The sequence below is a fragment of the Aliiglaciecola lipolytica genome (genome assembly GCF_018860635.1).
In the GTDB taxonomy this organism is placed as follows: domain Bacteria; phylum Pseudomonadota; class Gammaproteobacteria; order Enterobacterales; family Alteromonadaceae; genus Aliiglaciecola; species Aliiglaciecola lipolytica_A.
Genome location: NZ_JAHKPT010000002.1, coordinates 18,822 through 31,987, shown reverse-complemented (window position 1 = coordinate 31,987; position 13,166 = coordinate 18,822). Strand labels below are relative to the sequence as shown.

At 39.5% G+C, this 13,166-nt stretch carries 10 protein-coding genes; 5 read left to right on the top strand and 5 right to left on the bottom strand.

Features of this window, described 5'->3' with window-relative positions:
* Positions 1-121: 121 nt before the first annotated feature.
* Both KO530_RS00125 and KO530_RS00120 read right to left on the bottom strand, forming a co-directional pair.
* The gene (locus KO530_RS00125) at positions 122-511 is read right to left on the bottom strand and encodes a VOC family protein (RefSeq protein WP_216046367.1); all 390 of its coding nucleotides are present in this window, start codon (positions 509-511) and stop codon (positions 122-124) included.
* Between the two features lie 57 nt (positions 512-568).
* Entirely contained in the window at positions 569-1,471 is a 903-nt protein-coding gene (locus KO530_RS00120) for a LytTR family DNA-binding domain-containing protein (RefSeq protein WP_216046366.1), read from the bottom strand.
* 793 nt (positions 1,472-2,264) lie between these two features.
* On the opposite strand from KO530_RS00120, the gene KO530_RS00115 reads away from it, so the two are divergent.
* Both KO530_RS00115 and KO530_RS00110 read left to right on the top strand, forming a co-directional pair.
* The gene (locus KO530_RS00115; protein WP_216046365.1) at positions 2,265-4,766 is read left to right on the top strand and encodes a TonB-dependent receptor; all 2,502 of its coding nucleotides are present in this window, start codon (positions 2,265-2,267) and stop codon (positions 4,764-4,766) included.
* A gap of 56 nt (positions 4,767-4,822) precedes the next feature.
* On the top strand, positions 4,823-6,214 hold the full coding sequence (locus tag KO530_RS00110; RefSeq protein WP_216046364.1) for a M24 family metallopeptidase: 1,392 nt from the start codon (positions 4,823-4,825) through the stop codon (positions 6,212-6,214).
* A 77-nt stretch (positions 6,215-6,291) separates the two neighbouring features.
* On the opposite strand, the gene KO530_RS00105 is transcribed toward KO530_RS00110, so the two are convergent.
* On the bottom strand, positions 6,292-7,080 hold the full coding sequence (locus KO530_RS00105; RefSeq protein ID WP_216046363.1) for a hypothetical protein: 789 nt from the start codon (positions 7,078-7,080) through the stop codon (positions 6,292-6,294).
* Positions 7,081-7,413: 333 nt separating this feature from the next.
* On the opposite strand from KO530_RS00105, the gene KO530_RS00100 reads away from it, so the two are divergent.
* Positions 7,414-8,529, top strand: a complete 1,116-nt coding sequence (locus KO530_RS00100) for a c-type cytochrome (protein WP_216046362.1) — start codon at positions 7,414-7,416, stop codon at positions 8,527-8,529.
* A gap of 57 nt (positions 8,530-8,586) precedes the next feature.
* Here the strand turns inward: KO530_RS00100 and KO530_RS00095 are convergent, their stop codons facing one another.
* On the bottom strand, positions 8,587-9,033 hold the full coding sequence (locus KO530_RS00095; RefSeq protein WP_216046361.1) for a DUF2721 domain-containing protein: 447 nt from the start codon (positions 9,031-9,033) through the stop codon (positions 8,587-8,589).
* 122 nt (positions 9,034-9,155) lie between these two features.
* Entirely contained in the window at positions 9,156-10,004 is an 849-nt protein-coding gene (locus tag KO530_RS00090) for a substrate-binding periplasmic protein (RefSeq protein ID WP_216046360.1), read from the bottom strand.
* Positions 10,005-10,195: 191 nt separating this feature from the next.
* Between KO530_RS00090 and KO530_RS00085 the strand changes: the two genes are divergently transcribed.
* On the top strand, positions 10,196-11,611 hold the full coding sequence (locus KO530_RS00085; protein WP_216046359.1) for a TonB-dependent receptor: 1,416 nt from the start codon (positions 10,196-10,198) through the stop codon (positions 11,609-11,611).
* A 174-nt stretch (positions 11,612-11,785) separates the two neighbouring features.
* On the top strand, positions 11,786-13,153 hold the full coding sequence (hemN, locus tag KO530_RS00080) for an oxygen-independent coproporphyrinogen III oxidase (RefSeq protein ID WP_216046358.1): 1,368 nt from the start codon (positions 11,786-11,788) through the stop codon (positions 13,151-13,153).
* Positions 13,154-13,166 lie beyond the last annotated feature (13 nt).

Here is a 13,166-nt window from a genome sequence, read left to right as displayed (position 1 = left end):
TGAAATTTAAAAAACCTTAAATATCAACACTTTAATTTAAAACCCAATTTCACTTTCAGGTTGAAAATTTCAAATTGAAATAAAAAATATCACTTTGAAATAAAATCATTCATTTTGAAATTCAACTTTTCGGTGTTTCAGTCAATTGTAAAATAGCCCCGAATTTATCATGATCTGCAAGATCGCAGATTGACCATTGTTGCAGACCCGTTCTTTTTTCCAGATTGTTCAATTCGAGTTTTTGTAGTGACTCATCAATTGATTCTGTGGCAAATGAAAGCAAAAAAATACCTTCACCTTTGTTTGCCAATATATCCGCCACTACCCCTTCGTTGCTCAAAGGCTGTACCAAAACCAACAGGCTTTCACCGACCTTAAAGCGAGCTGTTTTAACCAGCCTTTGAGGTAATTCTTCAATCGTCGCTGATTGAGTTAACAATGTTTGGAAGTAGCTAACCGATTTGTCTAAATCTGCGACAACAAAATTTATATGATGAATATGAGTGATCAAAATGTACTCTCCTGATTAGCGGCTATAAGCAAGCAGCGTTGAGTAAAATATTGTCTATCAAATAAATTGCGCGTGCCCTGATGTATCAAATCTTGCTTTAACTGCATGTCTGAATGATCGACTAACGGGTATAACTCTGCCGTTAGACAGTTTTATCGAAGCGCTGTGCCCTTGTTCTCGATAGCTACTTGCTGCGTCAGAACTAATCCAATACGAGCGATGAGTTTGAAATCCGTCTTGCCCAAACATTTCGCCAATTGCGTCTTTAAAACGAATATAAATTAGCTCTTCTTTTGAACCCAGAACCACCCGTGTGTAGTGATCCTCTGCTATCAAGGCTAAAATTCTTTGCTGATGGGGGGCTGGCAGTCGACTTTGCAGTCGGGGCAATTGATCGACCATAATGAAATCAGTTTGCTCATCATTAACAGTGTTCAGTAGCCAATTTCGAAAGCGTTTTACCTTCGAGCTGTCCGCGGAATAATTAAATCTGCTGACACCCAGTACAAATAAATAAAAATAATTAGCAGCAACCCATAAGCTAACTCCAAGTAACCAATTGGAGATCGTGACGACTATATCCAAATATCGAGAAGTGCTTTTTAGAACATGTCCTTCTTGAACAAAATCGCCCACTAGAAAATCTCTAAAATGACTAGCTGGAATCCAAAGAGCAATACCAATGGCAAATCCAAGTGTGAGAACAGCTAAGAAGGGAGCTCCTAATGGTTTTAAAAATAAAGCCACCAATTTGCTACCTATCGCTAAAAACTGCCATGACAAAAGGGTTGAAACTAGCCAGTAAACTAAGTGGCCTTCAATGCCAACAAGGGGTTCAGTACCAGATTGAGATAGTGCAAAAAACAAACCTAACCCCAAAGGAATACCAATATAAAACGAAAGAATTGTTCGATCTTGTATTGCCAAGGAAATAGATTGCCATACTTTTTTAAACATCATTAGTACCCAGCGCCCTTATCATTATAAAACAGCTAGATTCATCGTTTTATAATATGTATAAAACAAACAATTGAATGCAACAACTTGCGCTGCGCGAATAGCACTCACGGAATAAGTGCTGATTAATTGGCACAATCTAATGCCACTTTTTCTCATTTTGTTTTCAATGTAAAACTATTATCTAACTGAAAAATATCGACAATATGGACATCCGTGTTTAAAGATCAATTGCCTAAAATTTCCCTATTTACATTTTTCAAGAGGAAGGTAAGTTGTCGCAAATATCTCGTAAATTTATTTACTACAACAAACAAAGCACTGTTCATGCCAAAATCCAAAATTATTTAAATCAATTAAAAATCAAAAAGTTAATAATAATATTCGATATCCGCTCAGTCTCAATATTTCATAGTGAACAATTTATGTTCACTTTGAAAAATAATATGTTGTTAATTCCCTAGTGTAAATTCCCTAGTTTCATGCGAGTTTGATTAACTGATAACTACCTATTACTGAAACTATTTTATCCCTTGATGCAATACCACAGATTTCTCAATCACGCACAATAGCCTTGCAATATAAAACCCATCATCATATCTTTATAACATTATTGTTTGCATTTTTCACACAACTAACACAAAAAGTTGGTCTGCAATTCGCGAAGCGCGAATGGTATTCACGAAATAAAGCCACCTTTTACGAAAACATAGTAGACCTAAATTCAGCTTATCCTACATATTGTTTGTGGAAACATCACAGCCAATCAATAGACTAATTACATCAAAGGATAACCATGAACAAAAAACTATTAAGTGTCTTTGTTTTGATGAATATGAGCGGGACAAGCATATCAGATAATAACTTTTTTTCTGCTGCCTATGCCCAAGACAAAACTGATGCAAACGAGAATGCAGATATAGAACGGATCGACGTCGTATCTTCTCGAAAACGCGATGAGTGGATCCTCGACGTACCATTAGCTGTCCAATCTTTTTCTGCAGAAGATATTGAAAAGGCCGGTATTGGTAACTTAGAAGATTTAACCTTGTTCGCGCCAGGATTAGATTTCAAAGATCAAGGCGGACAATTTGCTGGACGATTATTACCGGCAATACGCTTTCGAGGCCTTACCTCTGAAAGCACATTACCATCTAATCAAGTTGGTTCACTCTTTATCGACGGTGTATATGTACTAGGTGGCGCACAATCCATAGGCTTTGAAGATATTGAGCGAGTGGAGGTTATTCGTGGCCCACAATCAGCATATTTTGGTCGTTCAACATTTGGTGGTGCAATTAACTATATTACCAAAGACCCGTCAGGCGAATTTGGTGGTAAGTTTAATGCGGCATATAGCCCGAACTTCGGTACTAGTAATATCTCATTTTCTATAAACGGTTCGATAATAGAAGATGTATTAGCGGCAAGTCTGACCGGGTCAGGTTTTAAAAATGGATCCGCTTACACAGCAAATGACGGCGGAACTTTAGGGGAACAAACCACTAACGCTGCGCATTTATCTCTTTTATATACTCCAACAGAAGATTTAAAAATTAAATTTCGTGCTTCCTATGTTGAAGATGAAGATACCGCCCCTGCCGCCACAGCGATTCAATTTAGTGAATTTAGTAACTGTGAAGCCGGTACTCCTGTAACTGTTCTTAACGGAGATGGTGTTGCCACTGAAACAACTTTGGGTGGAAACTTGTGGTGTGGAGCTTTACCTGAGATTTCTGACGGTGTAGTTGTTTCTCGTAACACCACCTTTCCGATATTCGAAGATGGTGGAGCCTTTTTGCCAGAGGTAGACGTTCGAGACTTAATGGTAGGAAATAGTCGTGGTGTTCAGGATATCGAAGATGCCCCTTACCTTGACCATTTTGGATTACGTCGCCAAATGATTAGACTTGCCGCTAGTTTCGAATATGTCATAAATGACGAGTTTGATTTGGATGGTAACATTTCCTATAACGACCAAGATTTGATGGGTATTCGTGACGGTGATAATTCTGACGGAGAATCTGTGTATGTTGGTACGCCATCATTCTTTGAAGACTTTTCAAGTGAAATACGCTTAAGCTACGATGCTGGCGGAAAGTTTAGAGCTTTAATGGGTGTCAATTACTATAAACAAAAAATCCATGCTGCATTTTCTAATGGTGTAGAAGCGACCAATTCAATTTTGTTCGATACTGCTGAAACGCCATTTGAGGTGCGAATAGTTGGTGCACAAAACTCAACTCCAAATGATGATGAAATCAATACCATCGGAATATTTGGTTCCGTAGATTACTACTTTACAGAAAATTTAGGATTAACCCTTGAAGGTCGTTGGCAGAACGATTCAGTGACACGATTCGGTGGCACATTTGGCGAACCAATTGCAACCGGAGAGCTTGAATCAACAGAGTTCCTACCTCGTGCGATTTTCAAATGGAACCCAACTGACAATATGATGACGTATGCAAGTTATTCAAAAGGAACCTTACCGGGTCAGTTCAACAGTTCCTTTGTTGCCTTAGATCCTGAAGATAAAGCCATAGTGCAAGCAGAGAATCCTGGTTTACAAGATGAGGTACCGCCTGAATATCTAGATAGTTACGAAATTGGCGTCAAACAAGCGTTAATGGATGGCAAAGTAAGCTATTCAACCGCTTTGTATTCGATGACCTGGGAAAACATGAAATCAAGTATCTCATTTTTGCCACCTGGCGCTACTGGCTTTCAAAGTGGTTTTGTATCTGGAGAATCAAAAATTAAAGGGGTAGAGTTTGAAGGTGGCTATGTAGTCAGCAACAACTTTGATATCTCGCTAACCGCGAATTATACCGATGCAAAATATGAAGACTATTCATTAACCGGTCTTACACCTTTATTTAATTTAACCACAGCAGATGGATTTAAAGTGGATGGTAATACCCTTCCTCGTTTCCCAAAATGGAGTGGTAGCCTATCTGGTACTTATACCAATACTTTAGAGTTAGCAACAGACTGGGATTGGTATACACGTGTAGATATTTTATATAACGGTAAAACTTATACTGATTCATATAACCTAACGTGGGTAGACGCATACCAAAATGTGAACTTAAAAGTTGGTTTCACACGTGATGATCTTTCAATTGAGCTATATGCCGATAATTTACTAGACGAAGATGGTTGGGTAACAGGCGCAGGTTTAGCATTCTTCGGTGAAGTACCTGTTAAAATTTCAACATTAAATACGCTCCGAGCTGTGCACGTTACTGCTATGCAGCCAAGAGAGCTAGGCGTTAGGTTATCACTAGCGTTTTAAACATTAACTTTGAATGAGGCTAAAGAATGTTCAAAAACTCTAAATCAGAGGGAAAAATGAAGTTAAATAGACGTGAGTTTATGGCCGGTGTCGGTATGGCTACCGCTCTACCATTAGTTGGATGTGCTGCTAGCTCTGCTAGCAGCGCAGACAGCGCAAAAAGCAGTTCATTTACTGATGACTTTATTGTTGCTCCACCGTTATCAGGCGCGCGAATCAACTTAGCCAGAGCTTATAAAGTCATGGATATGTTGAATATTGACGCCCTAGTACTCGGACAAGGCGTCAATTTTTACTATTCAACTGGGCATCGACCAATTACCTTAACGATGGGACATGGTCCTAATTCATTTTCGATTATTACCCGTCAAGACAATATGCCAAATGGTTTAGTTATGCCGTCGTTTACATACTACTACCAGTTAGCAGATGTAATTGCTCCAGATGACTTCTCGACTTATATGTATAGTGGGCATCGAGGCACAGATAAGAATGATCCATCTGCAAATCAAACTGCCAATTTGATGATATTCCCAGATCGGCATTTAACCAGTTTAGATGAGATTGAAAGTAGTCGTGAGAATCGTACCCGGGAGACAGCCAAAGAGTATGGCGCTTTTGTTGGTTCTCGAGCTGCATTTAAAAAGGCATTTAGCGATTTAGGTCTAACCAATGCGAGAATAGCGACAGATAACGCTGCATCTTGGGAATTAATATCAACAGCTTTACCCAATGTTTCGATTGTTGATGCAGATGACGCATTGCGACGTATTCGTCCCTATAAATCAGATGTAGAAATTGAATTGATGCGTCGTGCAGCGCCAGCTAACGCTGAAGCAGCTATTGCGGCGGTTAAATCAATACGAGCTGGTGCTACTTATCGTGACCTCAGGCGCATTTACTATGCTGAGGCTGCTAAACGCGGCAACACCGGCGAGTTTATGGTGATAGACCGTGTGAGTGCAGATTTATTTGACGCACCGTTTAGAGATGGTCAGTCGTTCTTAATTGACGCGGTTAGTCATGCAGATGGTTATCATGGTGATTATGGACGCACTGTATTTATTGGTGAACCGAATAAAGAACTGGCCAAAATCACTAAGACGATTGGCATGGCGTGGGACGAAGTAAGGCATGCAATGAAACCTGGGATGAAATTCTCAGATATCACTGCCTTAGGCCAATCTACGTTGAAAAAGTTAGGTGGCGATTACAGAGTGTCATTTTCACCGCACAGTGTTGGTCTTTATCACACAGATCATGTGGGTAAAATGCCAGGCGCAAAGTATGAGAATCTTGTGTTAGAAAAAGGCATGATTCTTAGTGTCGATTGTCCATTACTAGAGGCTGGAATTGGTGGGTCTGCGCACTTAGAAGATCTAACCTTAATAACGGCTGATGGTAGTGAAGCGATCAATAATGTAGGTGATCAAACGATCATTATTTGATGCAATTAAGCAATCCAAATCAGCATAAAAAATGCCTCTCTTGAGGCATTTTTTTGTTATCGGTATTTTAACTTAAATTATTGATTTGCCGCCTTCCTTGCCGTGGCACGAGAATATTGGTTAAACAATGCTCTTTGCTCATCAGTGCTTTCACCTAATTGCACCCGCACCGGCGTGCTTGAATGCTTATGATAATAAACATATTCCATTACGGCGACGAGTCCACGGGCATTTTCAAATATGATAGGCATACTCTTTTTTTCGTCTTCATCATTTGAATCGTTTTCACTGACACCTAACCAATAACGTTTCACAAAATTTAAGTCATTATACCAATCCCAAGTTAACTTCTTTAGCTCTTTATCGGAAAAGGTAAAAAACGTGGCAATGTTATTTTCTAAAATCACCGGCATATAAGTAAATTTGTCCATCTGCATATCATTTAAAGTGCAAGATTCAAGCAGGTTCAATATGTATAAGTTGGCTACACTGCTTTTGCTAATTTTAATAAAATAGGTTTCATCTTTACCAGAGTTCTGATTTGAGTTGCTTGATGGAGCATAGTCGATTTTATAACAATCACGAACTTCCGTAATGTTTAGTGGAGCATCAAAGATAGTTACGCCTTCATTCTTAACGATTTCAAGGGTGGTACTATTATCTATGTACCGACTATTAGTGCCGGAAAAATCATTAAGTGCATTTTCGGCTGATGCTATTAAGTAGGCTGTTTTATACCCCTTCAAAAGCATAACCTCGTCGTCTTTATCAATGACCTGCTCGGTGGTGATGACAGTATAAGGTGACGAACAAGCACATAATGTTAGACAGATTAGTACAACAAGCGTTTTAGTGAATTCCCACATCATTTTTCCCTAGTGACCTATATTTATCGTTTTTAGAATGTCTTAAACCTGATTGTCTCTTATCGATAAAGATTAAGTCAATCAGTTACTTAATTAACAACACGATAACAACGAATTGGGTAAAAAAACCAAACCACAATCAAAATAAAAGGAAAATAGACAATCACGACTGATGGCAGCGTTAGAACAAGCATGACAACCTAAATTAATGGCCTAGGATGCTATTGCCTCTTATCTAGAAAGTATTGATTGTGTTCAAGGCAGATATTTGATTGATAAAAAGCCAATTTAAGCGTTAAATAATCTTTCAAACCTAAACATAGAGACGTTGTCGTGAAAAGAGTGACTGGATTAATATGGATATTGTTAGTTAGCTTTAGTATTTCTTTTTCGGCAAACGCTGAACGTGTTTATGAAAAGCAAGAACCTCCCCGTGAGCTGACGGCCGAGCAAGCAACATTGGCCGCCAGTAATTATAAGAAGTACTGTTCATTGTGTCATGGTGATGATCGCGAAGGTCATAAAAACGACCACGCACCTTCGTTACGTAGCAAAAGTTTATTTGAATCGGGCGTTCCACACTCAATATTACGTCCTATGTCTTATGGTCGCCACGGCACTGCCATGGGGGGTTACTTAGATGAAGTGGGCGGCCCCATGACGTTGGATGAAACTTGGGATCTAACGTATTGGTTATTCTGGCAGTCTGGGGCGCAGAGAGTAAAACTAAGTGAAAACCCTGTGAATGGCGATATAGTCAAAGGAGAGACTATTTATCAGCAAAATTGTACCACTTGCCACGGTGAAAACGGCGAAGGTGTTACCGCTCCGGCGCTTTTTAACCCCTCTTTTTTAGCTCACAATAAAGATGAATTTATTCGTTACGCCATCGAAAAAGGTCGCGAAGATACGCCTATGCGAGGCTTTTCCGACAAATTATCAGAAACTGATATTGATAATCTCACTGCCTTTATTCGCAGTAAAGCCAGTGATGCAAAAATCACTAAAGTGCCACTAAAAGAAATCCCTTCACCTGATCAGTACGTTATTAATCCGCAAGGTGAAGATCCTAATTTTAAATTGGACCAGGGCAAATATGTATCCTCTAAAGACTTACATGCCGCCATGCAAGCGAAAAAACGTATGGTACTGATAGATACCCGAGTGACGTCAGTATGGCAACGGGCCCATTTAGCTGGCTCAGTACCATTTCCTTACTATTCTGATATCGAAAAGCGCGTTGGAGAAATGCCGAAAGATGTATTGATCGTCGGTTATTGCTCTTGCCCTCGAGCGGCGGCTGAGTACGTTATGGATAAGTTTAACCAAGCAGGTTATGCCAATACGGCTGTGTTGTATGAAGGGATTTTTGGCTGGATGAATTTAGGTTATCCGGTAGTACGTGCAGAGGGGCTAGAATCTTTTGAGGAAACGCCACAAGGACATTAACCTAATATATCTGTTTTTAGCTCATTGTCCATGTTAACTGATGTTAACATGGCTTTTTTAATAGTCTTTATATGATGGAATTTTAAGGGAAGCGTTAGCAACACTGACTTCTAAGAAAAACGAAATCAATCCACCGGTGATAAGCACCATTCCCAGAATAAACATCGAAATAATAGTCGTATCCAAATTCACCACAGTCAATCCATTCATCAGCAATAAAATAACATCCAGACACACGGTCACAGCTGCTGCTGTTAAAAACGTAACAGCCCAGTTGGCAAAGCGCATTCTGCGGCGTAGGGCTTTTAATTCATTTTTAGCTTTTTCGGTAATCTTAGATGGGTCAACATCACCAATTCGTTCAAAGTAACGAGCCCGATCAATGATCCTCGCTAAACGGCCGGTCATGACGTTCATCATTTGACCCATACCAACAATTAAAAACACCGGTGCCAGTGACAATTGAATCAGTTCAACAGCAGATTCATTTAAATTAAGTTCCATTACTTCCCCATCATTTGATTTGTGATGCTCTTATACCAAATGAATAGTGGAAATGTACAGAACTCTTGACAATGACACCTAAAAAACCGCGCAACGCTTAGTCAATGCAAACATCTTTGACATTATCTACTGTATTTTTGCAGCGTATGTTTGTAGCTATCCATTTGCATGTAGTCATCTAACGCCGAATTAAATTTTTGAACATCCGCTTCAGCTACACTTGACTGGCTGAACATGACGTAAATATCTCCAGTAGTAACTGTAAAGCCATGTTCAACAATGTAGTTATCTAATCCTTTTCTGCGCAGTATTGACGCTCCCACAAAACTATCTTCTAAAAAACCGTCAATATCCATATCTAATAATCGGGCAATATTTAATTCCCCCATAATACCACTCACAAAGTTACTAGAGGACGCTTTGCTATCTTGCAAAATGGTAATTTGAGGCCCGTAATAGTAGTCACCTACGACGCCTATTTTGCTACCATTAGCGATAAACTCATCTATATCATTATAGGCGGCACGCTTTTTATCATCATTGCGTATGTACAATGAAAACTGCTCAGTGCGGTAAGGTGCACTAAAATACGCGAACTCTTCTCGCGCTGGGGTTTTTGATGCGCCAATGAGCATATCGACGTTACCTAAGCGTAAGTCTTCTAAAAGCGAAACCCAGGTACCTTGCACATAAGAAACCGTGCATCCCATTTCATTAATAACACCAGTGATAATTTGAATATCGACGCCACTCACCTCACCATCAACGTTGATGTATTGGTAAGGTTCCCAGATATCAAAACCTAAACTATATGAGCAAGGAGGGGATTCAACTTCGTTATCAGTTGACAGTTGAGAGTCTTTCAAGGGCTGTTCTTCAGATGTTTGACTTGACAACGTTGCCTGTTGTGGACTGCATGCAATTAAGGCAAAAGACAAACTCATTACTAATAGCATTTTAAGCATTTTCATAATGGTGGCCTCCATAAATAAACCACCCTAAGTTTAAGTCAGAATTCTAAATTTGCTATTTTTAAACTAGCTTTAACAGCATTCCATCTGATGTAGTCACGTAAGTTTCAGTTATTTAATACAAATTTTCTCTGTAACTCTTTTTTAGGATATTCTACTATTCCACCGTGGCACATCAGTTGGGGAAATTAATGGATAAACAAGTCAGTTCTAGATCAACAAGTCAAAAAGCATTACGAATCAATCTCGACGAAAAAAAATACGGGACTATTGTTGAAATAGGCGCAGGACAAGAGGTTGCCAGACAATTTTTCATAGCCGGCGCGGCAGCCGGAACCATAGCTAAAACAATGTCTGCCTATGACATGGTTTTTTCAGATGCTATCTATGGCGTGCAACAAGACGGACGTTATGTGAGCCAAGCTCGCGTTCAAGCAATGATGGAACAAGAATTCGATTTAGTCGTAGATCGAGTTGGCAATATTCGCTCTAAAAGTTCTCGTTATTTTGCCTATGCCGCAACAGTAGCTGCTAAGAGCTTTGGCCGCAAAAACGAATGTCACGCTTGGATTGGTATTCGTATTCAAATGTACCCTGGTGCAGAGCCTTCTGATATCAAAGTACATGTGCGCATGTTTGACGACAATGCTGAAGCTCAGCAGCAAGCATTAGGCGTAATTGGTGTGAACTTAATATACGCTGCTTATTTCTATTTTGAAGATCCTAAAATGATTATCGATTCATTAACCGATAATATAAAACCTAACCGTGTTGAAATTGATTTTATCGACTTCAAAGGTCCCTACTTCCTTGATGTAGATAATCGCGCGAAGAATCTGCACTTAATCCGCAGTTGGAAGACCCGTGCAGTTATGTTCAAACCCGATGGCAGCGTGGCGATCCCGGCTGAATTGTTGTACAAAAAGAATATCCTAACCATTCGCGGCTCGTTCAGACCAGTCACTAAACTCAATGTAGATATGATAGAACAAGGGCAAACCTCGTTTTATGAACTAAAAGATGTGAGTAAATCGAATACCGCGGTTATTGCTGAAATATCATTAAATGATATGAAAGGGAATGACGCGCAAATGCCCGAAAAAGACATAGTAGCGCGAGTGCAATTGCTTAATTCGTTGGGTTATAACGTAATGGTTTCAGACTATACCCGTTATTTCTCGTTGCGGGCTTACTTCCGCCAATACACCAAAATGCAAATTGGCATTGTAGTGGGCATGGTTAACATCAAGCAGATTTTTGATGAAGACAGCTATAAAGGGGTTGAAGGCGGAATAATGGAAGGTTTTGGTAAACTATTTCCAGACAATACCCGAATGTATATTTACCCTGAGATAGACGAGAATGGCCAACTTAACGATTTCACCCTAGTTAAAGTGCCAGAACATCTACGCTTCTTATATCGACATTTATTGGAAAATGGCTACCTTGCTGGTATTGAGTGCAGTGATAACGAATTATTTTCGATTTACTCCCGAGACTTATTGAAACAACTCTCCTCAGGTCGCGGAGAATGGGAAAATGCGGTTCCACAAAGTGTTGCTGAAGAAATCATAGCAAATAAGTTTTTTGGTTATCGAGAACGCTAACGACGGCAGTACGTATTCACACCTAAAAAATGGCAGATTATCTGCCATTTTTTTTACTTCCAATTCAGCTTTTATTAATACATTTCTAAAATCAGCAAAATATTGCGCAAGATCAATAAAGGATTTCGCTAACCAATTAAACTGCAATGACTAAATGATTATTGCGAAAACAACATGAACTCAAAACGCTTTTTCGATCCTCAATTACTTGAAAAGTATAATACTAATGGGCCACGTTATACCTCCTACCCTACGGCATTATCCTTTAACGAGTCTTTCTACAATGATGATTTGATCAAAGCAGTAAAAACCTCACCTAATACAGATCTGTCTCTTTATATACATATTCCGTTCTGTCATAGCCTTTGTTATTACTGTGGCTGCAACAAAATAGTTACTCGTCACCCTGAAAAATCGGACGACTATATGTTCTATTTAATAGGTGAAATTACCCAGCGCCAAAAGCTCTTTAAAAAGCATGTTGTTCGGCAAATTCACTTAGGCGGAGGTACGCCCAGTTTTCTCAGTAAACAACAACTTTCGAATTTAATGGCCGTGTTAAAAAGCCATTTCGTTCTCAGCCAAGATGTTGAAATTGGCATAGAGATAGATCCCAGAAACTTAACTTTAGACTATATCGATCACCTTGCTAACATCGGTTTTAATCGACTCAGTATCGGCGTTCAAGATATCGATCCGCAGGTGCAAAAAGCGATAAATAGAGTTCAGTCCACTGAATTGATCGAGCAAATCGTTAACCAAGCGAATAAGATTGGATTCAGATCCGTTAATTTAGATCTTATCTATGGTTTGCCCCATCAGACACCCGAACGATTTGAACGCACTTTGGACAAAGTGATTCAAATGGGTGTGCAACGGATATCGCTGTTTAGCTATGCGCATTTACCTGAACGCTTTCCAGCGCAGCGCAAATTGCGTGATGAATGGCTCCCCAATGCTGCGCAAAAACTGGCATTGATGAAATTGGCAATTGAACGATTCCTAGATGCAGGCTACATGATGATCGGTATGGATCATTTTGCCAAACCTAATGACGAACTTGCCTTGGCTCAAAAGCGCCACCAATTACACCGAAACTTCCAAGGCTACACCACCCATGCAAACTGTGATTTATTAGGGTTTGGCGTATCGGCTATTAGTAATATTGGTGACTGTTATAGTCAGAATTACAAACAGTTAGCCGACTATTACCAAGCTTTAAATGAATCAGATAACGCGGTTCACAAGGGGGTTAAATTAAATCTCGATGACCAAATAAGGGGCTTTGTCATTAGCCAATTAATGTGTAATTTTCAAGTCGACAAATCCCAAGTTGAAAACCTATACGACATTCATTTCGACAGCTATTTCCAGCAAAGTCTGCGTTCGTTACAACCTTTTGTAGACGACAATCTTGTGGAAGTGGATGCATTGCAAATTAAGGTCAAAAACAAAGCTAGATTGCTGATAAGAAATATTTGTATGAGCTTTGACGGGTATATTAAAAATCAACATATACATAGATACTCAACCGTCATTTAAACAGCTTAGACTC

Excerpts from the sequence above, each read along its gene's own strand:
- KO530_RS00120 (WP_216046366.1), bottom strand. The coding sequence starts at position 1,471 with ATGATGTTTAAAAAAGTATGGCAATCTATTTCCTTGGCAATACAAGAT.
- KO530_RS00115 (WP_216046365.1), top strand. The coding sequence starts at position 2,265 with ATGAACAAAAAACTATTAAGTGTCTTTGTTTTGATGAATATGAGCGGG.
- KO530_RS00110 (WP_216046364.1), top strand. The coding sequence starts at position 4,823 with ATGAAGTTAAATAGACGTGAGTTTATGGCCGGTGTCGGTATGGCTACC.
- KO530_RS00105 (WP_216046363.1), bottom strand. The coding sequence starts at position 7,080 with ATGTGGGAATTCACTAAAACGCTTGTTGTACTAATCTGTCTAACATTA.
- KO530_RS00095 (WP_216046361.1), bottom strand. The coding sequence starts at position 9,033 with ATGGAACTTAATTTAAATGAATCTGCTGTTGAACTGATTCAATTGTCA.
- KO530_RS00090 (WP_216046360.1), bottom strand. The coding sequence starts at position 10,004 with ATGAAAATGCTTAAAATGCTATTAGTAATGAGTTTGTCTTTTGCCTTA.
- KO530_RS00085 (WP_216046359.1), top strand. The coding sequence starts at position 10,196 with ATGGATAAACAAGTCAGTTCTAGATCAACAAGTCAAAAAGCATTACGA.
- hemN (WP_216046358.1), top strand. The coding sequence starts at position 11,786 with ATGAACTCAAAACGCTTTTTCGATCCTCAATTACTTGAAAAGTATAAT.